The 25,893-nt window shown below is 70.1% G+C and carries 19 protein-coding genes, 2 tRNA genes and 2 pseudogenes; 10 read left to right on the top strand and 13 right to left on the bottom strand.

Features of this window, described 5'->3' with window-relative positions:
- Positions 1 to 41: 41 nt before the first annotated feature.
- Positions 42 to 308: pseudogene (locus tag KCH48_RS23215) on the top strand (transposase); the annotation flags it as partial.
- A gap of 33 nt (positions 309 to 341) precedes the next feature.
- Here the strand turns inward: KCH48_RS23215 and KCH48_RS23210 are convergent.
- Positions 342 to 827, bottom strand: a pseudogene (locus tag KCH48_RS23210) (IS30 family transposase); the annotation flags it as partial.
- Between KCH48_RS23210 and KCH48_RS23205 the strand changes: the two are divergent.
- The gene (locus KCH48_RS23205) at positions 765 to 1,319 is read left to right on the top strand and encodes a hypothetical protein (RefSeq protein ID WP_246885746.1); all 555 of its coding nucleotides are present in this window, start codon (positions 765 to 767) and stop codon (positions 1,317 to 1,319) included. The pseudogene KCH48_RS23210 and the gene KCH48_RS23205 sit on opposite strands and share 63 nt — an antisense overlap.
- A gap of 180 nt (positions 1,320 to 1,499) precedes the next feature.
- On the opposite strand, the gene KCH48_RS23200 is transcribed toward KCH48_RS23205, so the two are convergent.
- The 6 genes from KCH48_RS23200 to KCH48_RS23175 all read right to left on the bottom strand — a co-directional run bounded on the left by KCH48_RS23200 (position 1,500) and on the right by KCH48_RS23175 (position 6,402).
- Positions 1,500 to 1,557, bottom strand: a tRNA-Arg gene (locus tag KCH48_RS23200).
- A gap of 1,582 nt (positions 1,558 to 3,139) precedes the next feature.
- Positions 3,140 to 4,282, bottom strand: a complete 1,143-nt coding sequence (locus KCH48_RS23195) for a Fic family protein (RefSeq protein ID WP_246885745.1) — start codon at positions 4,280 to 4,282, stop codon at positions 3,140 to 3,142.
- A 50-nt stretch (positions 4,283 to 4,332) separates the two neighbouring features.
- Positions 4,333 to 5,019 carry a hypothetical protein gene (locus KCH48_RS23190; protein WP_210576625.1) on the bottom strand — a complete coding sequence of 229 codons (687 nt, stop codon included), beginning with the start codon at positions 5,017 to 5,019 and terminating at the stop codon, positions 4,333 to 4,335.
- The gene (locus tag KCH48_RS23185) at positions 5,016 to 5,546 is read right to left on the bottom strand and encodes a hypothetical protein (RefSeq protein ID WP_210576624.1); all 531 of its coding nucleotides are present in this window, start codon (positions 5,544 to 5,546) and stop codon (positions 5,016 to 5,018) included. Before KCH48_RS23185 ends, KCH48_RS23190 begins: the two co-directional genes overlap by 4 nt.
- A 125-nt stretch (positions 5,547 to 5,671) precedes the next feature.
- Entirely contained in the window at positions 5,672 to 5,845 is a 174-nt protein-coding gene (locus KCH48_RS23180) for a hypothetical protein (protein WP_210576623.1), read from the bottom strand.
- 484 nt (positions 5,846 to 6,329) lie between these two features.
- Positions 6,330 to 6,402 (bottom strand) — tRNA-Arg (locus KCH48_RS23175).
- A gap of 318 nt (positions 6,403 to 6,720) precedes the next feature.
- Between KCH48_RS23175 and KCH48_RS23170 the strand changes: the two genes are divergently transcribed.
- From KCH48_RS23170 to KCH48_RS23140, 7 genes are all read left to right on the top strand, one after another.
- The gene (locus tag KCH48_RS23170) at positions 6,721 to 8,328 is read left to right on the top strand and encodes a dynamin family protein (RefSeq protein WP_210576622.1); all 1,608 of its coding nucleotides are present in this window, start codon (positions 6,721 to 6,723) and stop codon (positions 8,326 to 8,328) included.
- Positions 8,329 to 8,331: 3 nt separating this feature from the next.
- Complete coding sequence (locus tag KCH48_RS23165; protein ID WP_210576621.1) at positions 8,332 to 10,599, top strand: GTP-binding protein; 2,268 nt, start codon at positions 8,332 to 8,334, stop codon at positions 10,597 to 10,599.
- Between the two features lie 299 nt (positions 10,600 to 10,898).
- Positions 10,899 to 11,375, top strand: coding sequence for a single-stranded DNA-binding protein (locus KCH48_RS23160; protein ID WP_210576620.1), 477 nt, complete (start codon positions 10,899 to 10,901; stop codon positions 11,373 to 11,375).
- Between the two features lie 260 nt (positions 11,376 to 11,635).
- Positions 11,636 to 13,048 carry a Cys-Gln thioester bond-forming surface protein gene (locus KCH48_RS23155; RefSeq protein ID WP_210576619.1) on the top strand — a complete coding sequence of 471 codons (1,413 nt, stop codon included), beginning with the start codon at positions 11,636 to 11,638 and terminating at the stop codon, positions 13,046 to 13,048.
- A 142-nt stretch (positions 13,049 to 13,190) separates the two neighbouring features.
- Positions 13,191 to 14,855: an energy-dependent translational throttle protein EttA gene (gene ettA / locus KCH48_RS23150; protein WP_210576618.1), complete on the top strand. Its 1,665-nt coding sequence runs from the start codon at positions 13,191 to 13,193 to the stop codon at positions 14,853 to 14,855.
- Between the two features lie 2 nt (positions 14,856 to 14,857).
- Complete coding sequence (locus KCH48_RS23145) at positions 14,858 to 15,271, top strand: thioesterase family protein (RefSeq protein WP_210576617.1); 414 nt, start codon at positions 14,858 to 14,860, stop codon at positions 15,269 to 15,271.
- Positions 15,268 to 15,963: a hypothetical protein gene (locus tag KCH48_RS23140; protein ID WP_210576616.1), complete on the top strand. Its 696-nt coding sequence runs from the start codon at positions 15,268 to 15,270 to the stop codon at positions 15,961 to 15,963. Before KCH48_RS23145 ends, KCH48_RS23140 begins: the two co-directional genes overlap by 4 nt.
- Before the next feature lie 108 nt (positions 15,964 to 16,071).
- Here KCH48_RS23140 and KCH48_RS23135 read toward each other — a convergent pair whose 3' ends face one another.
- Complete coding sequence (locus KCH48_RS23135) at positions 16,072 to 16,485, bottom strand: globin (protein WP_210576615.1); 414 nt, start codon at positions 16,483 to 16,485, stop codon at positions 16,072 to 16,074.
- A 141-nt stretch (positions 16,486 to 16,626) separates the two neighbouring features.
- Between KCH48_RS23135 and KCH48_RS23130 the strand changes: the two genes are divergently transcribed.
- Positions 16,627 to 17,637 carry a methyltransferase domain-containing protein gene (locus KCH48_RS23130; protein ID WP_210576614.1) on the top strand — a complete coding sequence of 337 codons (1,011 nt, stop codon included), beginning with the start codon at positions 16,627 to 16,629 and terminating at the stop codon, positions 17,635 to 17,637.
- A 10-nt stretch (positions 17,638 to 17,647) separates the two neighbouring features.
- Here KCH48_RS23130 and KCH48_RS23125 read toward each other — a convergent pair whose 3' ends face one another.
- The 5 genes from KCH48_RS23125 to KCH48_RS23105 form a co-directional block, all read right to left on the bottom strand.
- Positions 17,648 to 19,105, bottom strand: coding sequence for an FHA domain-containing protein (locus KCH48_RS23125; protein WP_210576613.1), 1,458 nt, complete (start codon positions 19,103 to 19,105; stop codon positions 17,648 to 17,650).
- A gap of 82 nt (positions 19,106 to 19,187) precedes the next feature.
- A complete protein-coding gene (locus KCH48_RS23120; RefSeq protein WP_210576612.1) occupies positions 19,188 to 20,534 on the bottom strand; it encodes a VWA domain-containing protein in 1,347 nt (448 codons plus the stop codon).
- Positions 20,535 to 20,647: 113 nt separating this feature from the next.
- A complete protein-coding gene (locus tag KCH48_RS23115; RefSeq protein WP_210576611.1) occupies positions 20,648 to 21,973 on the bottom strand; it encodes a PP2C family serine/threonine-protein phosphatase in 1,326 nt (441 codons plus the stop codon).
- Positions 21,974 to 24,499 carry a serine/threonine-protein kinase gene (locus KCH48_RS23110; RefSeq protein WP_210576610.1) on the bottom strand — a complete coding sequence of 842 codons (2,526 nt, stop codon included), beginning with the start codon at positions 24,497 to 24,499 and terminating at the stop codon, positions 21,974 to 21,976.
- The gene (locus tag KCH48_RS23105) at positions 24,496 to 25,830 is read right to left on the bottom strand and encodes a hypothetical protein (RefSeq protein ID WP_210576609.1); all 1,335 of its coding nucleotides are present in this window, start codon (positions 25,828 to 25,830) and stop codon (positions 24,496 to 24,498) included. Before KCH48_RS23105 ends, KCH48_RS23110 begins: the two co-directional genes overlap by 4 nt.
- Positions 25,831 to 25,893: the final 63 nt, after the last annotated feature.

Here is a 25,893-nt window from a genome sequence, read left to right as displayed (position 1 = left end):
CGGAACAGCACCGGCTGCCGCATCCATGATCACGCTACGGCGTGAGCCAGCGGAAGCCGTACCCGAGCGACCTGTGCGACGCCCGATGGGCCTTAATCGAGCCGACGTTGACAGCCTGGAGAAAGGCCCGGCTCGACCGCAGGCCCACCGGACAGCCGGCCAAGGTCGACATCCGCGACGTATTCAACGCACTCCTCTACATCAACCGCACCGGAATCCCCTGGAAATACCTCCCGCACGACTTCCCCAACCACGGCACCGTCTACGCCTACTACGCCGCCTGGCGCGACGAAGGAATCCTCACCCAGCGGCGGATTCCAGTGATCGTCGCAACACGGTGATCATTCCAGTGTTGCGACGAGCTCAGCGAAGAGGTTCGCGGGGGTGTTCCAGCCGAGGGTCTTGCGGGGGCGGCTGTTGAGTTCGGCGGCGACGAAGGCGAGGTCCTCGGCTCCGAAGACGGACAGGCCAGTGCTCTTGGGGAAGTACTGGCGCAGCAGGCCGTTCGTGTTCTCGTTCGAGCCGCGTTGCCAGGGGCTGGCGGGCTCGCAGAAGTAGACGGGGATGCCGGTGGCGCGGGTGAAATCGTCATGTCGACTCATCTCGCTGCCCTGATCCCAGGTCACTGAGCGGGCCAGCTCGGCGGGGAGGTCGCCGAGGGCGTGGACGAGCGCGTCGCGGACCTGCTCGGCGCCTCGGCCACCGGGCAGGTGGAGGAGTTTGACGTAGCGGGCTGCGGACCGCGCCCCGAAGAGGTCGTCGCCATGCACGTGCGGGACGTGCGCCTGCCCGACATCGACGCCGATGATCAGTGGTGCGAACTGATGATCCACACTGCGACTCCGGAAGTCGGCAAGCAATGGACCGACACGGGCGAGATCCACGAACAGCGCGACCTCAAGGGCCGCGCCGAAGGGGACACACGCACGGTGCCAGGCCATCCTGCCCTGACTCGCATCCTGCGGCAGCACATCGAAGACGAAGAACTCAAGCCGGGTGATCTTCTGTTCAAGGGCGAGAACGGCGGCATCCTCGCGGGCTCCGTGATCCGCCGTGCCTGGCGCAGTGCTCGCCGGGCGGTACATGCTCCGCATGTCTTCGACTCGCCGACTGGCAAGCGCGTGTATGACCATCGGCACACCCGGCTGACCAAGTCGCTCAACGACGGGATCCCGCCCGCGCAGGTGGCCGAGTGGGCTGGAAACGGCGTGCCGGTACTCCTCGCCACGTACGCCCGGTGCGTCGATGGGCAATTGCCGGACCTGAAGAAACGCCTTGAAGCCGCCGGAGACCTTCCCGAGCTGCCCGGCGCTGGTTGATCTTCGGTCAAGAACTTCGACACGTATTCGACACAGTCACCCGCGAAAACCCGGTGACAGCCGGACAGCCCCGGATTCCTCCCTTGATCGTCAGGGGAGGGGCCGGGGCTTCGCCACGTCGCGCGATACTTGCTCTGACCAGCAAAAACGCCCTCTCGAAGGAGAGCATAGAAAGGGCGCCCCTGGCAGGACTCGAACCTGCGGCCAAGCGCTTAGAAGGCACTTAGTCTAATGATTTCTCTACCGCCCTGACCTGTCCTTTTGTAGCCCGGTGACGCATCGTCAGCTGTTTCGGGGGACGTATGTGGGACGATCTTGCTGGTTGTCTGGTGGTGGGATCATGGATGTAGAGCCGGTAGCGATTCGAGGACATGGGTTTCCGCGAGGCGGGGCGCCACAGGCGGGACCGGATCGAGGTGCGGACCATGGATACCACCTTCGACGTCAGGGTCTGGCAGATCGAGAGGGGCTCCGGGAAGTTGCGCGAGTCCTACGGGGTCCGCTGGTCCGTCGGTGGAAAACGTCATCGCAAGACGTTTCAGACGTTCGCGCTGGCCGACGGTTTCCGAGCGGAGCTGGTGACCGCGACGCACGGCGGAGAGCCTTTCAACATGTCGACCGGCTTGCCGGAACGGCACGAGCCGAGGGCTTCCTCGGTCGGGTGGTATGACTTCGCTGTCCAGTTCACGGACGCCCAGTGGCCGCGTGTGTCGGCGAATCACCGGAAGAACACGGCTCGCACATTGATGATCGTCACCACTGCGCTGATGGACCGGGATCCACCGGGCGTCCCTTCTCGCCGGGTCCGTACGGCCCTGAGCGATTGGGCTTTCAACACCAACCGCCGCGACGATGCCCCGGATGACGTGGCCGCGGTACTCGGCTGGGTGCGACGGCACACTCCGACCACGGACGCCTGGACTGATCCGCTCGTCGTTCAGGACGTGCTGCTGGTACTGGGAACGCTGCTGGACGGGAGACGGGCGGCCGCCTCGTCCGTGAAGCGGCATCGCCGGGTCATGCATCTGCTGATGAGGTATGCGATCGTCCGCGGCATTCTGCTGTCCGATCCGGTTCCTGAGTCGCGGAACCTCGCACCGCAGTCCGCCGGTGCGATCGACCGACGCCGTCTGCTGAACGAGGGGCAGGCGGCGCAGTTGCTCGACTGGATTCGCGACCGGCCGCGCAGCGGGCAAAGACTGCATGCGTTCTTCGCCACGTTGTACTTCACGGGGCTGCGCCCGGAAGAAGCTGTTGCGCTGCGTGTCTCGGACCTTGTCGTGCCTACCTCGGGGGAAGGGCAGTGGGCCGACATCGTGGTGCACGCCGCCGAGCCCGAGATCGGGCGTACGTGGACCGACAGTGGAACCCGGCACGATCAGCGACGTCTGAAAGGCAGAGCAGAGGGTGAAACGCGCATAGTGCCGTGCCCTCCGAGCCTGTCCACCCTTTTACGGGCGCGTATCCAGGAGGCGAGCCTGCTTCCCGACGATCGACTCGTTCCTGGGGAACACGGCGGAGTTCTCGCCGGCTCCGTCTACCGCCGCATCTGGGACCACGCCCGCAGGGCAACCCTGCCACCCCACGTATACGCATCACCGACAGGACGACGCGTATACGACCTTCGGCACACCCGGCTACGATGTGGCCGAACAACGGCATCCCACCTGCTCAGGTGGCTGAGTGGGCCGGCACCAGCGTTGCCATGTTGTTCGCCACGTACGCGCAATGCATCAGTGGCCAGGAGCAAGATCTGCGGCAGCGACTCAACGAGATGCAAGATGCCTCGGCCACCCTGGTCGCGTAATCGCCGACGGGGGTCACCGCTCCCGCCTGTAGGGGTCCGTGTACGGCTCCATGGATTGGCGGACCTCGTCCCGGACCGGGTCCATGAGGGGACCCGGGGCGTAGTACCGGGCGCGGGCCTTGCCGTGGGGGACGAGCCAGCCGCGGGCCACAAGCTCCCGGATGTCGCGGATGGCCTGCTGGTCGCTGAGGTCGGCGTCCTGCTGGTAGACGGTGCGGCGGACCTTCGCGTCTGAGAACGCAGGCAGCAGGGCGTAGACGACCCGCTCGTCGAAGCCGGCGGCCTCGACGCCCTCGACCAGGCGGGTCCATGCCCGCGACATGACGTCGAAGCGCCGCTGGGCCTGCTGGGCCTGGCGGTGGTGGGCGGTCAGGCAGAAGCGGATCCAGGGCCGGGTGTCCCGCTCCGGACTCCAGTGCGGGCCGCCCACGTCCTCCAGGACCTGGTAGTAGGCGTACGTGTTCTGGCCGCGTCCGAGCCACTCCTCGATGGAGGAGAACTCGGGCGGCATCAGGGCCTCGCGGGAGAACACCAAGGTGGACAGTGCACGGGACATGCGCCCGTTGCCGTCTTTCCACGGGTGGATCTTGACGAGATTGAGGTGGGCCATGGAAGCGCGGATGTGGACGGGGGCGTCGAGGTCGCCGTCGTTGAGCCAGTCGATGAACTCCGACATCAGAGCGGGAACGACCGCCTGGTCCGGAGCGGTGTAGGCGGGGACCAGCGGGTCGTCGGGGCTGGTGACGTAGACGGGCCCGTCGCGCCAGCGGCCGGGACGCTTGTCGAGGTGGTGGCCCTGCAACATGAAGTGCAGACCATTGAGCAGGCCGGCGTCGTAGCGGAAGTCGTCCCCGGCGTCGGCGAGCGCCTGGATGTAGGTCATGCCGCGCTGATAGCCCTCCAACTCGGCGCGTGTCTTCTCCCCGGTCTCCAGGGGTTCCTCGCCGGACATGAGGGCTTCCACGTCGTCGACCGTCGCGGCGTATCCCTCGATGGTGTTCGATCCGGCGATCGCGCGGGCGGTGAGGTTGCGGCGCAGTTGACGGGTCCAGCGGGGGGTGGCCCGGAGCATGTGGCGCAGGGCGCGGCCCATGCTCTCGATCTCGTCGAGGGCCCGCTGGTCGTCGGTGTCCAGAGAGGGAGTGGCGTATAGCATGCCTCCATGACATGATAATTGTGTCATTAAGTCAAGCGGGTGTGCTTGGATCAGATCACTGTGGAAGGAGCGGTCTTCCCGAGGTAGATCTTGAACGCCTCGCGGATCTGGCCACGCGTGTAACCGACCGTGTTGACATTGGCCGGCACGACTTCCCGCTCGTATCCGCGCTTGCGGGCCGAAAGGTACTTGACCACGTTCGGCGCTCCGGTGTTGGAGACGAACAGGTTCCGGGCGGTCCGCAGGTCGCTGTGCAGCCCTTCGAAATTGCGCGCATGGCCGATGTCGACCGGGCCGGCGGTGTAGTACTTGCACTCGATGGCCAGCAGGCACTTGTTGCCCCGCGGCGCCATCCGGATCTGCCGGGAGAGCGCCGCCTCGTCGGAGGGCAGGATCAGGACGTCACACTCGTGCACCACACCGGAATTCCCCTGTACCTGAACACCGAGGTGCACCTCCAGGGCCGGGGCGCGATCGAACTCCACGACGGCATGGGTGTACGGATGCCTGGTGCTGTAGAGCCGGCCGGGGCTGGTACGGAACACGAGATTGTTGACGGTGCTCCCATGTACGTCCTTGTAGTGGACGGAGGCTCCCAAACTGCTGGCGGTGGAGACGGCGAGGGAGAAGAGATACCCCTCGTACACGTCCCAGGGCTGGGATACGGAGGTATAGGAGATCCCGGGGCCGGTGAGCAGGTTCTGGATCTCCTGGAGCAGGTCGTCGACGGGGCTCACTGGTTGATCTCCTCACGTACCTCATGGAAAAGGCTCTGAAGGCGGACCCGGGTATCTTCGGGGAGGCGGGCGGCGAGTTCATGCGTCTGGTCTCGGCGCCCGGTGAGTTCCTCGTCAGGGACGAACCGCACGCTGCGGACTGGCGCGCGGTGCCGGTCATCCTCGGAGCCCATGGTCTTGAGGCTCTCCGCCTCGATCTGAGGGAGCTCCAGGACCAGTCGGCGCAGCGCGTCGAGGTGCAACTCCGTACGTTCCTGGGCGCTCATGGGCCGGGTGGTGACCACCACGGTGGCCCCCCTCTTCAGGGATCTGTGGAAGGTGTCGGTGCCCATCTCTGCGACGGCGAGAGCTTCGTACTCCTCGGTGGAAGCGCCGCGCCGGCGCTGAAGGAGCTTCTCCTCTGCAACGCCCGTCGCGATGGCCGTGTCCAGCTCATCGAGCAACCAGTCCAGCCCGGCCGACCTGATGGCGTCCCTGAGCAGGTCTTCCATTTCGCGGAGTTCGGTCGCGTTCACTCTGTTCTCCATTCTTACGACTGTCGACCTTGGTTGGGGCGACCACCGTTCCGTGCGGCCGCCCCGGCCTCGTGGCTGTCACTTGCACGTCCGGTGCAGCGCCGGTTTCGTTCGGGGGATTGCGCTGGGCCTTGTATTCACCAGCCTCGGATGCGGCGGCCGTGGTCGGTGTCCGGGCTGAGGATCGCGTCGGCCACCCGACCGCCGGAGTCCTTGGCGCCGCCGCCGAAGTTGAGCGTCCCGGACGCGTTGGCGCTGGCGGCGACCCCGTCCCAGTAGCGGGCCTCGCGCTCGAAACGCACGGGTTCCACGAGCCGGATCAGCTCGTCCAGGCTGAGTCCAGTGCCTGTTCCTCGCGTTCCCCGAACTGCCCCCGGACCGTCCACGCTCTGGTCATGGCTCCCCCTACGTTCCTCAACAGCCGTATTCGTATCGCGCGCCGCACTTGAAGTGGGCCGAATGTACTGGCGCCGCCGCTCCGCTGTGGTCTGGCGAGGGAGAGATCAAGCCAGTACGTGGAGCCCCCACCAGAGCGTTGTGGGGAACAGAGCAGGCGCTGCTTGGTCGCCTGCTCCATGCCTTCCCGGTGGGTCGTCAGAATGGCTCTGAGCAGGCATTACTCGTGCGCAGGTGGTGGCGGACCGTGGGATGACTCCCGAACCGGGGGACGTATATGGGACGGGGAGTCCGGTTCGAGGGTGTGAATCGGGATAAAAAGCCCTCCGGGGCAACAAAAAACCCTCCGTAAATGATCTTACGAAGGGTTAGGAAATGGCTCTGACCTGCATAAACGCGCGCCCCCGGCAGGACTCGAACCTGCGGCCAAGCGCTTAGAAGGCGCCTGCTCTATCCACTGAGCTACGGGGGCCGGTGGTGGCTTGTGTCGTGGTGCCCGGGCGGGGGCTGATCCGTGACATTGCCGGGGACAAGGATAGGGCTCCCCGATCCGTGTCCCTGTTGCTTCGCCTCCGTGGCTCGATGTGGAGGTTCGGTGAAGCGGTCCTGATAATCGCAGGCAGGTACGAATCGTGCACCGCTTTTGGCGCCTCACACCTCGGGTGTTGTGCACTCGTTATGCCTGGGCTTCGCCCTCGCCCCACTCGTCCCTTCCATCCCTTGTGTCCTATCGGCGCGCAGACATGCTCATATGCTTCAGATATCCCCTAAAATTGGGCATTCTTCGCATGTGGTGACCTTGGACGTACGGCCTCAGCTGCTCGACGCACTCTCTGCCCTGCGCGACCGTGTCGCCGCCGCACGCTTCCCGCTGCCCCTGGCGGGGGCCCCGCGCGCGCGTGCCAATCGCGACGAACTGCTCGCTCAGCTCGACGATTACTTGGTGCCCCGGCTCAGAGAGCCTGAAGCGCCGCTGCTCGCCGTGGTGGGTGGATCCACCGGGGCCGGGAAGTCGACGCTGGTCAACTCCCTTGTGGGGCGGCGGGTCAGCGAGGCGGGGGTGCTGCGCCCGACGACGCGGACTCCGGTGCTGGTCTGCAACCCCGAAGACCATCATTGGTTCAGTGGTATGCGGGTGCTGCCCGATCTCACGCGCGTGTGGATGCCCCATCAGGACCCCGGCGACGAGCTACTGCTGCCGGGCGAGAACCCCGCGCGCGTGCTGCGGATCGAGACCGCCGACACCCTGCCGCGCGGGCTCGCCCTCCTCGACGCGCCCGACGTCGACTCCCTCGTGGCCGACAACCGGGTCCTCGCCGCGGAGCTGATCTGCGCCGCCGACATCTGGCTGATGGTCACCACGGCGGCCCGTTACGCCGACGCGGTGCCCTGGCACCTGCTGCGCACCGCCAAGGAGTACGACGTCACCCTGGTCACCGTCCTGGACCGGGTGCCCCACCAGGTCGTGTCCGAGGTGTCCCGGCAATACGCGGCGCTGCTCACCAAGTCCGGACTCGGCGACGTACCCCGCTTCACGGTGCCCGAACTGCCCGAGTCCGCCTGGGGCGGCGGGCTGCTGCCGTCCACCGCCGTGGCGCCGCTGCGGACCTGGCTGGTCCAACAGGCGCAGGAGCCGGCCGCCCGACAGCACTCGATGGCCCGTACGGTGTACGGCCTTCTGGAATCACTCCGATCCCGGATGCCCGAGCTGGCCAGCGCCGCCGCCGCCCAGTACGCCGCCGCCCTGCGGCTCACCGCCGCCGTCGACTCGGCCTACGACAGCGAGTACGCGCGCGTGCGGGGCCGTTTGCAAGCGGGTGCCGTGCTGGCCGGCGACGCCCTGAAGCGGTGGCGGGCCTTCCCGCTCGACTGCTCCGCGGGCGAACTGCTCGACGCCCTTGTGGAGAGCCTTGCCGCCCTCCTGCTGTGCGCCGTCACCGCCGCCGACGAGCGCGTCGACGACGCCTGGCGGCGTGAACCCGCATCCGGCGCTCCCGGGCTCGCCGACCGCGATCCGTCGCTGGAGAGCGCCGAGCACCGGATCGGGATGGCCGTACGACGGTGGCGGCGGGAGCTCGAGGAGTTCGCCGAGGAAGAGGTACGCGACCTCGACCGGAGTGTCGCGCCCGATGCCGAGGTGGTCGCCGCCCTCGCCGCCACCACCCTGCTCGGCGGGCGCCGGGCGCGGTCCGGTGGTGAGGCACTCGCCAACCGGATCGGCCCCCACGGGGCGCTGCGCCTGCGCGACCGGGGCGGACGGCTGCTCGCGGACCACCTGGACCGGGTCATGCACACCGAACGCGAGCGCCGCCTGGCCCCGCTCGACGCACTCGACGTACACCCCGAACCTCAGGCCGAACTCATCGCCGCGCTGTCCGTACTGCAGAAGGAGAGGTGACCGGTGACCGCCATCACTGACCGCGACCACACCGAGCACACCGAACACGCCGAGCGCCCGGAGGGCGTGGCCCCCGAGGACGCGCGCGTCGAAATCGAGCTCCCTGAAGAGCGCGATTCCAGAAACAGCCTCCCTGGGCACAGACCGAACAGGGAGAGCACATCCGGAGACCTCGGGGAGGGTTCTGACGGGGAGAGTGCGTCCATGGGCAGCGGGTTCTTTGATGCGGAAGCAGAAGGCGACCTCGACGAGCACGCGCGCGTGGGCGACGGGAGCGGCGGATTCGGGCGTACGGAGGAGGCCGGGCGCGGAGGGTCCGAGCGTGGGGAGACCGGGCGTGGCGAGACCGGGGCTGCCGGGCCCACGGAGGCCGGGCGGGAAGACTCCGCGCGCGGGGAGGCCGACCGAGAAGACTTCGGTCGACGGGACGCCGGCCGTGCTGACGTCGGCCGCGCTGACTCCGGGCATAGTGAATCCGGTCGTACGGAGTCCGGTCGTACGGAGACCGGTCGCACCGAATCCGGTCGTACCGAATCCGGCCCTGCGGAGTCCGGCGGTACCGAATCCGTCAGCCCCTGGGACGACGGGCTGATCGCACGGCGGGTCGACGAGACCGCTGCCGCGGAGCCGGTCGCCGTCGTGGAGAGCAGGCGTCCCGGACCGCAGACCGTGGCGCCGCTGGCGTACGACGGGCCGCTGCGGTCGCGGCTGGACGCGCTGCGCGAACTGGTGGGGCTGTCCCGTACGCGGCTCGACAGCAAGACGCTGGCCGAGGCGGGGCGCGTCCTCGACGAGGCGGCGGCGCGCCGCAGGCTCTCCGGGCAGCACACCGTCGTGGCGATCGCGGGCGCCACCGGCAGCGGAAAGTCGCAGCTGTTCAACGTGCTCGCCGGAGTGAACATCTCCGAGACCGGGGTGCGCCGGCCCACCACCGCCGCCCCCATCGCGTGCAGTTGGAGCGACGGCGCCTCGTCCCTCATCGACCGGCTAGGCATTCCGGGACGGCTGCGGCGGCGCCCGGTGCAGAACCCGGACACGGAGGCCGAGCTGCGCGGGCTCGTCCTGGTCGACCTGCCCGACCACGACTCGGCCGCCGTACAGCACCGCGAGCAGGTGGAGCGGGTCCTGGCGCTCGTCGACGCGGTCATCTGGGTGGTCGATCCCGAGAAGTACGCCGACGCCGTGCTGCATGAGCGCTATCTGCGGCCGATGGCGGGGCATGCGGAGATCATGTTCGTCGTCCTCAACCAGATCGACCGGCTTCCCGGGGAGGCCACCGACCAGGTCCTCGACGACCTGCGGCGACTGCTCGACGAGGACGGCATCGCCCTGGGGGAGTACGGCGAGCCGGGCGCGACCGTGCTCGCGCTGTCCGCGCTCACCGGGGACGGGGTCGGGGAACTGCGGGAGGCGCTCGGCGAGTTCGTGGCGGAACGCGGGGCAGCGGCGCGTCGGATCGCGGCCGACGTGGACGCCGCGGCCTGGCGACTGCGGCCCGTCTACGCCACGGGGCGGCGCAGCGGGCTCAGCGAGGACGCACGGGAGGAGTTCTCCGCGCGGCTCGCGGACGCGGTGGGCGCGACCGCCGCCGGGGAAGCCGCCGAACGCGCGTGGCTGCGCAACGCGGGTCGCGCGTGCGGCACGCCCTGGCTGCGGCTGTGGCGGTGGTTCAACGACCGGCGCGAACCGCCCACCGGGCGGCTGTCGTTGCGTACGCACAACGACGAGGAGGTCACGGCCAGGCAGCGTGTCGAGCAGGCCGTGCGGGCGGTGTCCGACCGCGCCTCGGCGGGGTTGCCGGCGCCCTGGGCGCAGGCGGTGCGGGAGGCGGCCGTACGGGGGGCGCAGGGGCTGCCCGAGGCGCTGGACGAGCTGGCCGCGCGGGCGGGGCTGCCGCCGGGGCGACCGCCGAGGCCGGGCTGGTGGCCGGTGGCCGTGCTGGCGCAGGCCGCCATGACGATCCTTCAGATCGTCGGCGGAATCTGGCTGACCGGGCAGATCTTTCAGGTCATGGCGCCGAACCTGGGCGTGCCGGTGCTGCTGATGGTGGCGGGCGTCGTGGGCGGTCCGCTCGTCGAATGGAGTTGCAAGCTCGCGGCGCGGGGACCGGCACGGCGGTACGGGCTGGAGGCGGAACGGCGATTGCGGGAGGCCGCCGCCGGGTGCGGGCGGGCGCGCGTGCTGGATCCGGTGGCGGCGGAGCTGCTGCGATATCGGGAGGTGCGGGAGCAGTACGGCAGGGTGCTGGGGGCGGAGGCAGTGGTGAGGTGAGGGGCGCGGACGCCGTGGTCAGGTGAGGAGGGCGGAGGCCGTGGTGAGGTGAGGGCGCGGGGGCTCGGGCGCCCGTTCGGGTGACGGAGTTTTCCACAGGCGGGCGGTGGTCCACAGCGCTCAGCGGGCTCGGCCCGGCGGAGGCAGTCTGGCTCTGCGGCGATCGCGGCGGACGCGGTGGTCGCGGAGGCGGCGACGTACCTGGTGTACCGGGTCGTCGCGGCAGACGCAGCCGTACGGGACGGGCTCGTCGGCGTATCCGCCCGGGGTGAACCGCTCGGGGCGAGGGAGGGGTTGTGATGAACGAGACGATGGTCTGCGCGGTGGGAAACGTGGCGACGCAGCCGGTGTACCGGGAGCTGGCGTCGGGCGGTTCGGCGAGGTTCCGGCTGGCGGTGACCGCGCGGTATCTGGACCGCGAGAAGAACACCTGGACCGATGGGCACACCAACTTCTTCACGGTGTGGGCCAATCGGCAGCTGGCCACGAATGTGGCGTCGTCGCTGTCGGTGGGCGACCCTGTCGTCGTGCAGGGCAGGCTGAAGGTGCGTTCGGACGTACGTGAGGGGCAGAACTGGACGTCGGCCGACATCGACGCGGTCGCGATCGGGCACGACCTCTCACGGGGGACATCGGTCTTCCGGCGCCCGAACAAGCCGGACATGGGGGCGACCGGCGCGGCGCCCGCGCAGTCGGAGCCCAGTTGGGAGACGCCGCCCGGGGACAGGGTGGGCGCCGAAGCTCAACGGGAGCCGGAACCCGTGGCGGTGACGTGATGTCACCTTCGCCCGGAGCCGACTGAACTACGGCTTATCGGCGAATGCGCACCGCGCCACTGCGGTGGATTTGTCGATAAGCCCCGTTCACCAGGGGTCTTGGCGATAACGATTCCGAGTCGGATCGGCTGTCCGACGGTATCCCCGGGAGGCGTGGTGCGCCACGTCCTTAGGATGCGGGACGTAGCTCTCGGGGCTTGTGATGCTGCTGGTGGGACCGCACCCCCCACGTCAAAGGGTCCTGCTCGAAGGGGAATTCTGTGTTTTCTTCGTTCTCTGCGCCGTCCGTGCGCGGGCGAGGCGCAGTCCGCCTCGCCGTGGCGACGTTGGTGTCCGGGCTCGTGGCCGCCACGGCTGTGATGGCCGGGGCCGGCACGGCCGTCGCGGACGGGACGTCGCAGAACCAGGGCGGTGCGACCGCGACCATAGGCGGCCTGAAGACGTACGGCGCGGCCGTGATCCACGACGCGGCCGGGGACCAGGAGCTGTCGGCCGGCCTGTTCGAGATGTCCGTCGAGGGCGGCGGCATGCTGCAGACGTACTGCGTCGACATCCGCAACCCCACGCAGAAGGACGCCAAGTACCACGAGACGCCCTGGAGCGGTACGTCCCTGGGCGCCAACAAGGACGCGGGCAAGATCCGCTGGATCCTGCAGAACTCCTACCCGCAGGTGAACGACCTCGCGGCGCTCGCCACCAAGGCCGGCGTCAAGGGCGGCCTCACCGAGCAGGACGCGGCGGCCGGCACCCAGGTGGCCATCTGGCGCCACTCGGACGACGTGGACGTCGATGCCCTCGACCCGCAGGCCGAGAAGCTCGCGGACTACCTCGAGAAGAACGCCCGTGACGTGGCGGAGCCGAAGGCGTCGCTGACCCTGGACCCGCCCGCGGTCTCCGGCCGCTCCGGCGAGCGGCTCGGCCCGGTGACGGTGCACACCAACGCGGAATCCGTGACGGTGACACCGCCTGCCGACTCCGCCACGAGCGGGGTGACGATCGTCGACGGGGACGGCAAGGCCGTCACCTCCGCGGCCGACGGCAGCCAGGTGTTCTTCGAGGTCCCCGAGGACGCCGCGGCCGGGTCGGCCGAGCTGACCGTGCAGGCCTCGACCACCGTGCCGGTCGGCCGCGCCTTCGCCTCCGAGAGCCGCAGCCAGACGCAGATCCTGGCGGGCTCCAGCGAGTCCACGGTCTCGGCGACGGCGAGCGCGACCTGGGCGGAGCAGGGCCCGATACCCGCACTGTCCGCGGTGAAGAACTGCGCCGCGGGCGGCGTGGACCTCACCGCGGACAACAAGGGTGACCAGGACTTCACCTTCAAGCTGATGGGCATCGAGCACACCATCGCCGCCGGCGAGTCCCGGACGGTGACGATCCCCCTGCAGGAGGACCAGGCGTACGACTTCACCATCGAGGCGCCGGGCGGCTTCCAGAAGCGGTTCACCGGCGTCCTCGACTGCCGGACAAAGGCCGGCGACGCCGGCGACTCGACCCAGCTCCTCACCGAGCCGAGCCCCGCCACGGTCGGCGGCACCACCCCCGACACCAACCTCGCCGAAACCGGCAGCTCCGGCGCGACCCCCGTAATCGGCGGCACCGCCATCGCCCTCGTCGTGATCGGCGGCGGCGTGCTCGTCCTCGTACGGAACAAGAAGACGCCTGGACAGGGCTGAGCGGCACGGATGCTTGACAACTCAATAGCGAAACCCCAGGTCAGGGCCGCTCGGCCATACCCGTTTCCCCCGAGGGGTGGCGGTCGGGCAAGATGGGGTGTATCTGCCCACTGCCAGAATTCAAGCTGCCGGACGGTTTCTCTTGGCTGAGTACATCTACACCATGCGCAAGACGCGTAAGGCGCACGGCGACAAGGTGATCCTTGACGACGTGACGCTGAGCTTCCTGCCCGGCGCGAAGATCGGTGTGGTCGGTCCGAACGGTGCCGGTAAGTCCACCGTTCTCAAGATCATGGCCGGACTGGAGCAGCCGTCGAACGGCGATGCGTTCCTGTCGCCCGGCTACTCCGTCGGCATGCTCCTCCAGGAGCCGCCGCTGGACGAGTCCAAGACGGTCCTGGAGAACGTGCAGGACGGCGCCGCCGAGATCATGGGCAAGCTCAAGCGCTTCAACGAGGTCGCCGAGCTCATGGCGACCGACTACTCGGACGCGCTCATGGAGGAAATGGGCAAGCTCCAGGACGACCTGGACCACGCCAACGCGTGGGACCTGGACACGCAGCTGGAGCAGGCCATGGACGCCCTGGGCTGCCCGCCCGGCGACTGGCCCGTCACCAACCTCTCCGGTGGTGAGCGGCGTCGCGTGGCGCTGTGCAAGCTGCTGCTCGAGGCCCCCGACCTGCTGCTGCTCGACGAGCCCACCAACCACCTGGACGCCGAGTCCGTGCAGTGGCTGGAGCAGCACCTCGCGAAGTACGCGGGCACCGTCGTCGCCGTGACCCACGACAGGTACTTCCTCGACAACGTCGCCGAGTGGATCCTCGAGCTGGACCGCGGCCGCGCCCACCCGTACGAGGGCAACTACTCCACGTACCTCGACAAGAAGGCCTCCCGCCTCAAGGTCGAGGGTCAGAAGGACGCCAAGCGGGCGAAGCGGCTCAAGGAAGAGCTCGAGTGGGTGCGCTCCAACGCCAAGGGACGTCAGGCCAAGTCCAAGGCGCGGCTCACCCGCTACGAGGAGATGGCCGCCGAGGCGGACAAGATGCGGAAGCTGGACTTCGAGGAGATCCAGATCCCGCCGGGCCCGCGTCTGGGCAACGTCGTGGTCGAGGTCAACAACCTCTCCAAGGCCTTCGGTGAGAAGGTCCTCATCGACGATCTCAGCTTCACGCTGCCGCGCAACGGCATCGTCGGGATCATCGGGCCCAACGGCGCCGGCAAGACGACGCTCTTCAAGATGATCCAGGGTCTGGAGGATCCGGACTCCGGCAGCATCAAGGTCGGCGACACCGTCAAGATCTCGTACGTCGACCAGAGCCGCGAGAACATCGACCCGCAGAAGTCGCTGTGGGCCGTCGTGAGTGACGAGCTCGACTACATCAATGTGGGCCAGGTGGAGATGCCCTCGCGGGCGTATGTCTCCGCGTTCGGCTTCAAGGGTCCCGACCAGCAGAAGCCGGCCGGCGTCCTCTCCGGCGGTGAGCGCAACCGGCTGAACCTCGCGCTCACCCTCAAGCAGGGCGGCAACCTGCTGCTCCTCGACGAGCCGACGAACGACCTCGACGTCGAGACCCTGTCCAGCCTCGAGAACGCGCTGCTCGAGTTCCCGGGCGCGGCCGTGGTCGTCTCCCACGACCGGTGGTTCCTGGACCGGGTCGCCACGCACATCCTCGCCTACGAGGGTGACTCCAGGTGGTTCTGGTTCGAGGGCAACTTCGAGTCGTACGAGAAAAACAAGATCGAGCGGCTCGGCCCGGACGCCGCCCGTCCGCACCGCGCCACCTACAAGAAGCTGACCCGGGGCTGATCTTGCGGCACATCTACCGCTGCCCACTGCGCTGGGCGGACATGGACGCGTACGGCCACATCAACAACGTGGTCTTCCTCCGCTACCTGGAGGAGGCGCGTATCGACTTCCTGTTCCGCCCGGAGAAGGACTTCAAGCAGGGGTCGGTGGTGGCACGCCATGAGATCGACTACAAGCGGCAGCTCGTCCACCGGCACACGCCCGTGGACATCGAGCTGTGGATCACCCAGATCAGGGCGGCCTCCTTCACCATCACCTACGAGGTCAAGGACCCGGACCAGGTCTATGTCCGGGCCTCGACGGTGATAGTGCCGTTCGACTTCGAGGCGCAGCGTCCCCGCCGGCTGACGGCGGAGGAACGGGAATTCCTCGCGGAGTACAGGGATGACGACGAGGAGGAGGCCGTCGCCGCATGACGGTGCTCCACCTCGCCGACGAGGGGGAGGCGGCGGACCTCGCCGCCTTCCTCTCCCGGCTGCTCCACTACGACCGTGGAGCCGCGGTGCGTCTGCAGGCGGCCGGGACCGCGCTCGCCGTCTTCGGGCGGCCGCCGTCCTTCGAGGTGCTGGCCATCCGTGCGGTACGGCTCGCCAAGCCGTACGAGAACGGGCTCGACGTCACGCTGGACGTGACCGTCTCCGCGGGTGAGCTGCTGGAGGCCTTGGACGAGCCGGCGGCCACCGCTGCCGTCCCGGCCGAGGTCACCGGGCCCCCGTGGGCCGGGGTGCTGCCGCCGCGTGGCGGGTGGCGGCCCGAGCCGGGACTCCCGGTACCGGACGCCCTGCGGGCCATGGTCCGGGCGGGGGTCGCCGAATTCCGGTCCCGTACGCAGGAGTTGACGCCGGAGGAGCGTACGCGGGCCGAACTCGACCGGATCGGGCGGGAGATCTGGTCCCGGTCGGTCGGGGACACGCATCTGCCGGTGCGGGCCGTGCACGCGGCCCAGTCACTGGGCTTTCTTCGCGTACGACAGGACCCTCACGCGTCCGACGAGCCGCAGCTCGCGCTGTTCTCGTCGGGCGCCTGGCTCAGGCTGCGCACGCCGTACGGGTCGATCGCCGTACGCAGGGTGGGACTTGGGGCGCTGGACGTCAGCGTGTCTCGCTAGACGCTCCGCTGGTAGTGCCGCGATGGGCCGTCGGTTGTCTGCGGCGCCGTCGTGGCTGGTCGCGCAGTTCCCCGCGCCCCTTCGGGGCGCGCACACGCCGTAGGTTGGTCAGTCCGGTGCGTTCACCATCGACGCCGCCGCATAGGTCAGGTAGTTCCACAGCGTGCGCTCGTGTTCCTCGGAGAGGCCGAGGTCGTCGACGGCGTCGCGCATGTGCTTCAGCCAGGCGTCGTGGGCCGCGCGGTCGACGGTGAAGGGGGCGTGGCGCATGCGCAGACGCGGGTGGCCGCGGTTGTCGCTGTATGTCGTCGGGCCGCCCCAGTACTGGATCAGGAAGAGGGTGAGGCGCTCCTCGGCCGGGCCCAGGTCCTCCTCGGGGTACATCGGCCGCAGGATCGGGTCCTCGGCGACTCCCTCGTAGAAACGGTGGACCAGTCGGCGGAAGGTCTCCTCCCCGCCGACCTGCTCGTAGAAGGTCTGCTCCTGAAGCGTGCCGCGCCGAATCTCTTTCACATCACCCATGGTCTCAGACGGGGAGGACCAGGACTCAAGGCTTAGGACCACCGTCCCGACTAGTGGATCCCCATCTGTGCTGACTGGTCGATTCCGGTTCGACCGGTATGGGTGCTCGCCTCTCGGGCCGTCCCGCAGGAAAGTGGACGTATGGGTGCGCACGCTCTCGACAACGGACTCGACGACCTCGCCGCGTCGGCGCGGGCCGCGCTGGTGCGCGAGATCGAGCTGAGCGGGGCCTGGGCGGGGGATCCGGTGTGGCGGGAGGCGTTCGAGGCGGTGCCGCGCCACCTCTTCGTGCCGTACTACTACGTCGGCGTCGTCGGCGGCTATGAACGCCGGTGGGGTGAGAGCCCCGACCCGCGTACGCGCGAACGCTGGATGCGCGGGGCGTACGCCGATGCCCCGCTGGCCACCCGCCTGCGGGACGGCGAGCTTGTCTCCTCCAGCAGCCAGCCCTCGCTCATGGCGCTCATGCTGGTCGAGCTGCGGGTGGAGGACGGCAACCGGATCCTGGAGATCGGTGCCGGCACCGGCTACAACGCCGCCCTGCTGGCCCACCGACTTGGCGACGACAACCTGGTCACCACCGTCGACCTGGAACCGGAGATCACCGAGTCGGCCCGCCGGCACCTGGCCGCCGCCGGCTACCACCCGGCCGTCGTCACCGGCGACGGAGCGCGCGGGGTGCCGGAACGCGCCCCCTTCGACCGGATCATCGCGACCTGCACCCTGACCTCGATCCCGTGCGCCTGGCTCGCCCAGTGCAATCCCGGCGCCCGCATCCTGACACCGCTGGCCACCGGCCTGATCGCGCTGGAGGTGCGGGACGCCGAGCACGCCGAGGGGCGGTTCCTGCACACGCCCGCCTACTTCGTGCCGCTGCGCGGATCGGCCAGGCCCGACGCGGAACCGGCGCACCTCGGCGGCGTACCGCGCCGGGCCCGGGAGCACGAGCTGTTCCGCTTCCTGCTGGCGCTGAGCCGCGGCAGCCTCGAACCGCAGGAGGCGTACGCACTGTGGGAGCGCGAGGGGCAGCCGCAGCGGGAGCGTTACGGCGTGACGGTCAGCGGCGAGCACGAGTGGGCCTGGCTGGACGACCCGGAGGGGCCGTACGCCTGGCCCCTCCCGAACGACCGGCCACGCCTGCTGACCGAGTGAGCGGAAGCCGCTAACCCCGGCGGATCGTGATCGTCGTCCACGCGCCCACGTGGACCCGGTCCCCGTCCTGCAGTGGTACCGGCACGAAGGGCTGGATGGGCTCCTCGGCGCCGTTCACCGTCGTGCCGTTCGTCGAGTTCTGGTCGACGACCGCCCAGCTGCCGTCCGGCTGCTGGACCAGCACCGCGTGCTGGTGCGAGACGCCCGGGTCCTCCGGCGGCACCGAGAGGTCGATGTCGGGGGTGTCGCCGGTGGAATGGCGGCGGCGGCCGATGGTGACCTGGTTGCCGGTGAGCGCGCGCTGCTGCTCGGGCGAGTACGCGGGCAGGTTGAGTCCCGCGGCCTCGGGGCCGGAGCGCTGCATCATCGCCATGAAGTAGTCACGGTCCGGACCGATGGTCGCCAGCCAGGTCGTCGGCTGCTGCTGGTACGCCGGGCCGGGCGGGGGCGGGGCCTGGGTCGCGCCTTGCTGCGGGTAGCCGTAGCCGCCTTGACCGGGGCCGGGGCCGCCAGGGCCGCCGGGCGCGGTCGAGCCGGGCGGGGAGAGCAGCCAGTCGTCCTCGCCGCCGCCGAAGGACTGACCGCCGGGCTGCTGCGGCCTGTTGGTCTCCTGCGGGAACGCGGGCGGGGCGGGCGGACCGGACTGCTGGAACGCCTGCGCGGGATGCCCCGGACCACCGGGTCCACCGGGACCACCCATACCACCGGGGCCGTTGGGGCCACCGGGACCCATGGGACCACCGGGACCGTTGGGGCCACCAGGGCCGCCACGACCACCGGGGTTCTGCCCAGGCGGCGGACCCTGCCGCGACGGATCGCCACCGAAGCCGGACGGACCACCGGGGCCCGAAGGACCACCGGGACTGGGCTGGCCGCCGTGGCCGCCGGACGGGCCACCAGGGCCGGGCTGGCCGCCGTGACCGGGCTGGCCGCCATGACCACCATGCGGACCGGGCGGACCCGGAGGGCCAGGCGGGCCGCCCTGCCCCGACGGGTCCGTGCCGAACGGTGGGAGCGGCTCGGCGGGCCGGTTCATCTGGGACGGACGCGAGCTCTGGTAGTCGTACGACTCACCGCCGCCGTACGACGGACCGGGCGGCGGCTGTTGCTGGAAGCGCACGCCCGGGCCGGGCCCCTGCTGGCGCGGGGCCGCGGGGGTGTACGACGTCGCCGTGTTCGTCAGGAAGTTCCACCGGCACTCCTCGCAGAACGGCGCCCCGCCCTCACGCGGCGTGCGGCACTGCGGGCAGAGCTCCGGCTCGGGGTCCGGCACGGCGGACAGGTGCGGGCGTCCACCGGGGTGGCCGCCGGGCGGCGGCGGGGCCTGGGCCGGGCCGGGCGGCGGGTAGCCGTACCCGGCGGCCGGGGGCGGCGGAGGGGGCGGGGGTACGGCACCGGCCATGCGGTGACCGCAGACCTCGCACCAGTCGTCGGAACCCGACTGGTGTCCGTTCGGGCAGGTCGGCATGTCGGCGCTTCCCCCTCTCCTTTCCGGCCGCGACGACCGGATTTCTCCAACCCCAAGGGGTCAGGCTCGCGTCTGTCTCAGGTCACTTCTTTACACGAACAGTCTTTGTGGACCGGGTCTCGAGGGTCATCTCATCGGCCTCCGCGACCTTCGCCTTCAGTCGCACAGTACCTGTCGCGGCGTCGACAACGTCCACCACCTTCGCAAGGAGTTTCGCCGTATCCGCATTTCCGGAGTCGCTGGCGAGCTGAACGGCGCGGCCCAGTTTGGCCGTTGCTCCATCGATATCGCCCGCTTTGCGGAGATCGAGCCCTTGTTGAATGGCTTGTGCCAGTTCGGCCTGGCCGGTGTAGTGGGCGACTTGGGGGTTGATCGACGTCGAGGCGACCATGTCGTCGGTCCACACGGCTCGTACGAGGCCCTGGGCGCCCAGGTTCTGGGCGGTGCCGTCGGGCTGCGGGATCACCAGCGAGACGCGGGCGGCGAGCATCTCCTGGCCGATGTTGGCGGCCGGGACCTCGACGCAGACGTGGTAGTCACGGGACTCGTCGCCCCAGGAGCCGGTGGGGTAGTCGCCGGCGCGGGGGCCGGACTCGGTGCGGCGCTCGGTCAGATCCTCGACCGTGGGCGCGACTTGCTTGACGAATTTCACGGTGGTGCCCACCGGCGTCCACAGCCGCAGGGCGACGTCCGCGACCTCCTTGCCCATGGCCGTCTCCATCATCTGCGTGAAGTCGGCGGCGAGACCGGCCGGGTCGGCGACGATGTCGGCGCTGCCGAGCAGGGCGGAGGCGATTCCTGTGACTTCTTTCACTTCCCAGTCGGTGCCCACTCCACGCGCGTCACACGTGAAGCGTCCGGCACAGGAGTCGAGCGCGGACTTCAGGGCCTCGGACGACTCGTGCTCGTTGCGGCCGTCGGTGAGCAGGATGCCGTGCCGGATGGCGACGTCCGCGGAGGACAGGAGGCCGTCGGCGAGGCGCAGCCAGGTCCCGATGGCCGTACCACCGCCCGCGCTTAGCTTGCGCAGCGCCTGCTTGGCCTGGTCGCGGGTGGTGGCGTCGGCGATCGCGAGGCGCCCGCCGCCCGGGTAGACCTCTTTGGCGACATGCGTGCCGCCGATCACCGCGAAGTGCACGCCGTCGCGCAGGGTGTCGATCGCGGCGGACGTGGCGTCCCGGGCGTTGCGCATCTTGGTCGGCGGGTAGTCCATCGAGCCGGAGCAGTCGACCATGATGGCCACCGCCGCGTCCGGGCCCTGGCCCGGCGCGTAGAGGTGGGGTGCGGCGACCGCGCTTCCGATCGTGCCGCCGCCGGTCGCGGTCACGGTGACGATCGCGTTGACCTCGCGACCGCCCTCCGGCAGGTACTCGTTCTGATAGACGTCCACCGAGAACTGCGGCACGTTCGACTTCGAGAAATTGGCCATGCCTTCTCTGCTCCCCCTTGAAGATCTCCTGAAGATCCCCTCGAAAACCCCACAGGAGCGGGGTGATGACTGTGTCCGGACTGGTCCCCTCCAGTCCGTTTCGTGCGCTGGCCTCAGGCCGATCCTGCCCCCTGCGGCGGGGCCGGGAACGGCACGACGGCCACTGTTACGTTGTCGTGGCCCCCGCCGTCGAGCGCGTGACCGACCAGGACCTGGGCGCTGTGCAGGGGGCGCACGGCGGCGTCGAGGGGGACGACCTCGGCCATCTCCTCGGCCGCCTCGGCGTAGTTCCACAGCCCGTCGGTGCACACCACCACTACACCCGCACGGTCCGGCTTGAAGGAAGCGGTGTGCGGCTCCAGTTCGTAGGCGTCGGCGCCGAGCCAGCCGGTGATCGCGTGGGCGCGCTCGTCGGCGTACGCCTCGGCCTCGCTCATCAGGCCCGCGGAGACCATCTGCGCGGCCCAGGAGTCGTCCTCGGTGAGCCGGGCGGGGTGGGAGCTGCGGTCCACCGGCACCCAGTAGGCGCGGCTGTCGCCGACCCAGCCGACGACCAGCAGTCCGGCGGTCACGATCGCGCCGACGAGGGTGCAGGCCGGGGCGTTCTGGTGGGGGGCGTGTTCGCGGGCCGTGGCGGGTTCCCCGGCCAGGGAGTTGACGGCGCGTGAGGCCGCGACGATCGCCTCGTGCATCGCCTGCTGCGGGTGCGTGCCGCGCGGCAGGGCGGCCAGCAGCGACTCGCTCGCGGCCCGGGAGGCGGCGAGGGAGGCGTCGTCCGGGCGGGTCGCGGAGGAGACACCGTCGCAGACGATCGCCACGGTCGCGGGGGCGCCGTCGGGCAGCGTGGTGCAGCCGAGGGCGAACGCGTCCTCGTTGCGGTGGTGGCGCAGGCCGCGGTCGCTGACGGCGGCGACCGGGCCGGCGTCCTGCTCCATGTGGTCGCGCTCGCGGGGCTGGGCGTGCCCGCAGTTCTCGCAGTAGCCGTCGTTGTCGACGTGGCCGGAACGACAGGCGACGCACACGGTGGTGCCCTCCGGCGGGGACGTCAGGTCGGCGATGCGCGGGTCGGGCGCCTGGAGCGGGTACTCGTCGGGCTCCGGCGGACGGTCGAAGCGGACACCGGAGGCGGGGGACACGGGGGAGCCCACCGGTGCCTGTGCGGGGATCGCGTGGCCGTCCGGGTCCGTGGCCGGGAGGTCGGCCGGCAGATGCGCGGCGGCGGGCCGGCCGGGGGCGGCGGGCCAGTCCACATCGGCGGCACCGGCCGGCGGGGGCGGTGCCGAGCCGTTCATGGTGATCGTCGGTTGGTCCTCCGGTCGTGCGGGGACGGCGGACAGGTCGTATCCGCACGCACCGCAGAAACGGTCACCCGACTCGAGGGGTTCCTCGCAGCTCGGGCACCGGGACAGGGCGGTCTGCTGGGGCATCTGCGACATCAACTACACCCACGTCCGGGGGCGGTAACGATTGGCACGTTCCACCAGATCGATTCTCTCCTCGCCGCCCCGTGCGAGCCGGGCCAGCGTGCGGTACGAACGCTCCAGGCCGAAACGCAGTCCCCGCTCGTCCAGATCGCTGCCGAGCAGCACCCGTCCCCCGGCGGCGGGGGGTACGGAACCCTGGCCACCGGAGAGTATCCAGTCCAGCGCGCTGCCGAAGACTTCCGCAGACAACTGCTCGCGTCGCGCGGGGTCCAGACCGTACATCTCCAGGGCCTCGACCTGCCCGGCGGCCGCGGTCAGGTCCTCCAGGAAGGGTACGTCGCCGGCGGCGGCCGTGCGCTGACGCAGCCGCGCCCGCACGGCGGCCACGCGCGCGGCCGTGTAGTGGATGGACGACTCGGGAACCGACTCCAGCGTCTGTACGGCACTTCTGCGATCGCCCGTCGCGAGCCGGACGCGGGCCAGGCCGAACGCCGCGGACACGAAGCTCGGGTCGGTCGACCACACCAGGCGGTAGTACTCGGCGGCGTTGTCGAGCTGGCCCAGCACCTCCGCGCACAGGCCGAGCGCCAGCTTGGGCGAGGGCTCGCCGGGGAAGGCGTCGTAGATCGCGTCGAAGGCGAGCGCCGCGCCTTCGTGATCGCCCGTCACCAGCGCGGCGACGCCCCGGTACCAGACGACCCGCCAGTCGTCCGGATGGTCGGCCTCCAAGTGCGCCAGGGTCTCCAACGCGGTGTCGAAGTCGCCGGTCTCCAGCCAGGCCCTGATCTGCCTGAGCCGTGTCTCGGTCGACTGCCTCGGCGCCGCCGCGAGCGCACTGGTCAACTCGCCCGGCGCGGAGGCGATCAGGCCCGCCAGGAACCCGGCGTTCGGGTCGCTCGGGTCGACGTGCGGCACGGGCAGGGCGAGCGCGGCGGCGGGCGCGTCGATGGGTTTGACGAGGGCTTGGGCGCCCTGTCCATTTCCCGCTCCGACGGCCGGCAACTCGGCAGGACCCGTACCGGCAACGCGCCGCCGAGGAGTCACCACCCGCGCCCCCAACCGCGACACATCCCCCTCCAGCTTGGGGAACAACTCGGTGTCCGTCACCTTCACTTCGGGCCCGAACAGCGTCGACAGCGACGGCCGGGCCGTGCCCGTCTGCAGGGAGACGACCTCGCGCAGGACACCCGTGAGCTGCTCGGTCATCTCCTGCGCGGAGGCGAAGCGGCGGGCCGGGTCCGGGTCGGTGGCGCGGACCAGGAGCCGGTAGAAGGACTCGTACTGGCGGAAGACCTCGATGTTGTCGGGGTCGGGCAGGGAGTCCACGAACACGTTCGTGTAGCCCTGGAAGTCGAAGGTGAGGACGGCGAGCGTACGCGCGACGGTGTAGAGGTCGGAGGCGATCGAGGGGCCGACGTCCGCCACCTCCGGCGCCTGATAGCCCACCGTGCCGTAGATGGCCGACTCCTCGTCGTCCATCCTGCGGACCGCGCCCATGTCGATCAGCTTGAGCTGGTCCTCGGTCTGGATGGCGTTGTCGACCTTGAAGTCGCAGTACAGGAGGTTGCGGCTGTGCAGATGGCCCAGGGCCTCCAGCGCCTCGATGCCGTACGCGCACGCCTGCTCCACGGGCAGCGGATCCCGCTTGCCGCCCGGTGTGCGGCGCTCGTTGGCGATCTCCTTCAGCGACTTGCCGCCGACGTACTCCATCACGATGTACCCGTCCAGCGAGCCCGTCCGCTGGTCCAGGTGCTCCACGAAGTTGTAGATCCGCACGATGTTGGCGTGCTCGATCTCCGCGAGGAAGCGCCGCTCGGAGATCGCGGCGGCCATCGCGTCCTGGTCGCCGGTGTCGAGCAGGCCCTTCAGCACCACCCACCGGTCCGACACCGCGCGGTCCACCGCGAGATAGATCCAGCCCAGGCCGCCGTGCGCCAGGCAGCCCACGACCTCGTACTGACCGTGGACGACGTCGCCCGCCTTCAGCTTCGGGACGAAGGAGTACGGGTGACCGCACTTGGTGCAGAAGCCTTCCGTACGGCCGGACCGCTCGCCGCGCGCCCGGCCGACCGGGGCCCCGCAGTCGGAGCGGGAGCAGAACCGCTTGCGCTCCGGGACCTCCGCCTTCTCCAGGACCATCTCGCGCGGGTCGGGCCGCGGCACGCCCGGCACCTGGACGAGTCCGACGCCGAGCCGGCCGCGACCGCTGGAACCGGCGCTGGAGCCGGAGCTGCGCACCGACACCGAGCGGCCCGTGGAACGGCCCGACAGGGAGCGCGACAGGCGTCCCGACACCGAGCGCCGCGACTTCGACGACTGCGACGACGTACGAGAGCTGGCGCGGGAGCTGGCGCGTGAACTCGCGCTGCCGGACGAGCCCTTGCCGCTGCGGCTGATGCCGGTGGACGGCGAGCCGACCATGCCTCCCGATGAGACCACCGGGGCCAGACCGCAGGTGTCGCAGTACAGCTCGCCGCCGCCCACGTCCTCGTACGCGCCCTCGCACCCCGGGCGCTGGCACTTCTGCTCTGCCTGACTCATGACGAGTGCTCCCCCCTACGATCCTGCGGCCCGCCCTGCCCCGGGACGCGCGGGCTGCCCAGCAGTTCGGCCGCCAACTGCTGGTAGCGCAGTACGGCCTGTTCGGCGACCCGCAGGTCGCAGGGCGCGCTCCACAGCATCCGCCGCGCCGCGTCGTACCGCTCGATCAGGAACGGGTCCTCCGCGAGGCCGTGCCGGGCGACCTTCGCCTTGTACGCGTCGAGCCGGCCGCGCAGCTCGGCGCGGACCGCCAGCGGCTGGGTGACCGCGGTCAACGACTCGCGGGCCCGCAGCAGTTCGTCCTCCGCCTTCTGCTCCAGGGACTCCAGAAGCGGGGACAGCCGGTGCCACTGGGCATGTCTGCGGTACTCGGCGGCCGTCGCCAGCTGCTCCTGCAGCACGGTCGGCGGGCCGCTCACGACCGGCACCTCCGTCGCCGCGATCTTCGCCAGGACCTCGCCGCGCGCGATGCGGGCCTCGGCGAGCGTACGGTCCGCGCGGGAGAGCACGTCACGCAGCTTGACCAGGCGCTGCTCGGCATCCTGACGGACAGTCAGTACGGCGTCGATCTCACGGCGGACGTCCTCCAGGGCGCGCGCCTCACGGTCGTAGACCGTGGTGTCCGGGCGGCCACCGCCGGGGGCCGAACTCCCGGGCGTGGGCGTCCAGAACGCCAGCGGGTCGGAGATGACCTGCTCGCGCAGGGTCGTCAGCGTGCGGGTGATGCGCTCCAGGTCATCGCCGGCCGGGTGTTCGCCGGGGCGCACGCCGACGGAGTGCGCGAGCTTGCGGGTGCGCTGGAGCTCCGCGGCCAGTAAATCGATCCGGGCGGGCAGCGCCGACCAGACCGCGTCGGCGGCGACGACCATGTCCAGCGAGGTCGCGTACAGCTCGTTCATCCGGTCGACGAGCGTGACCAGCGTGAACTGCTCGCTGAGCTTGCCCGAGCCGCCGTGCAGGGTCGGCGCGCTCGCCGTGGCGCCGGTGGAGCCCGCGACCGTGACGGCCTCGCCGCGCAGCAGCTCGGTCAGCTCCGCCAGGTCCTCCCGGCTGGACCAGCGGCGCCGGGAGCGGATCTCGCGGGCGGCGCGCAACGCGTCCGTGTACGCGTCGAAGTACGCCCACAGCAAGGTGATCGACGCCTCGGCCGCCGTCCAGCGCTCCTTGGTGACGCCGGTCAGCTGCGCACCTTCGAGGAGTCTGCGGCCCGCGTGGTCCTGCAGGGCGAGGAGCGAGGTCTCGATCGCCTCGTGCTCCGCGCCGAGCCGCGCCAGCGCACGGTCCACCTCGTCCCGGTCCATCACCGGCCCGGGGGGTCCCGTGACGCCCATCGATCACCTCTCGCTGCTCTGTGTGCCTATGTGGTTGACGTTCCTATGTGGCTGACGTGGAGC

It is taken from the genome of Streptomyces sp. GESEQ-4, from assembly GCF_017948455.1.
In the GTDB taxonomy this organism is placed as follows: Bacteria; Actinomycetota; Actinomycetes; order Streptomycetales; family Streptomycetaceae; genus Streptomyces.
Note: the sequence above shows the minus strand (reverse complement) of the source record. Positions and strands in the feature narration are given on the sequence as shown.

Excerpts from the sequence above, each read along its gene's own strand:
- KCH48_RS23120 (WP_210576612.1), bottom strand. The coding sequence starts at position 20,534 with ATGGCCAATTTCTCGAAGTCGAACGTGCCGCAGTTCTCGGTGGACGTC.
- KCH48_RS23130 (WP_210576614.1), top strand. The coding sequence starts at position 16,627 with ATGGGTGCGCACGCTCTCGACAACGGACTCGACGACCTCGCCGCGTCG.
- KCH48_RS23160 (WP_210576620.1), top strand. The coding sequence starts at position 10,899 with ATGAACGAGACGATGGTCTGCGCGGTGGGAAACGTGGCGACGCAGCCG.
- KCH48_RS23125 (WP_210576613.1), bottom strand. The coding sequence starts at position 19,105 with ATGCCGACCTGCCCGAACGGACACCAGTCGGGTTCCGACGACTGGTGC.
- KCH48_RS23110 (WP_210576610.1), bottom strand. The coding sequence starts at position 24,499 with ATGAGTCAGGCAGAGCAGAAGTGCCAGCGCCCGGGGTGCGAGGGCGCG.
- KCH48_RS23195 (WP_246885745.1), bottom strand. The coding sequence starts at position 4,282 with ATGCTATACGCCACTCCCTCTCTGGACACCGACGACCAGCGGGCCCTC.
- KCH48_RS23205 (WP_246885746.1), top strand. The coding sequence starts at position 765 with ATGCACGTGCGGGACGTGCGCCTGCCCGACATCGACGCCGATGATCAG.
- KCH48_RS23135 (WP_210576615.1), bottom strand. The coding sequence starts at position 16,485 with ATGGGTGATGTGAAAGAGATTCGGCGCGGCACGCTTCAGGAGCAGACC.
- KCH48_RS23185 (WP_210576624.1), bottom strand. The coding sequence starts at position 5,546 with ATGGAGAACAGAGTGAACGCGACCGAACTCCGCGAAATGGAAGACCTG.
- KCH48_RS23105 (WP_210576609.1), bottom strand. The coding sequence starts at position 25,830 with ATGGGCGTCACGGGACCCCCCGGGCCGGTGATGGACCGGGACGAGGTG.
- KCH48_RS23140 (WP_210576616.1), top strand. The coding sequence starts at position 15,268 with ATGACGGTGCTCCACCTCGCCGACGAGGGGGAGGCGGCGGACCTCGCC.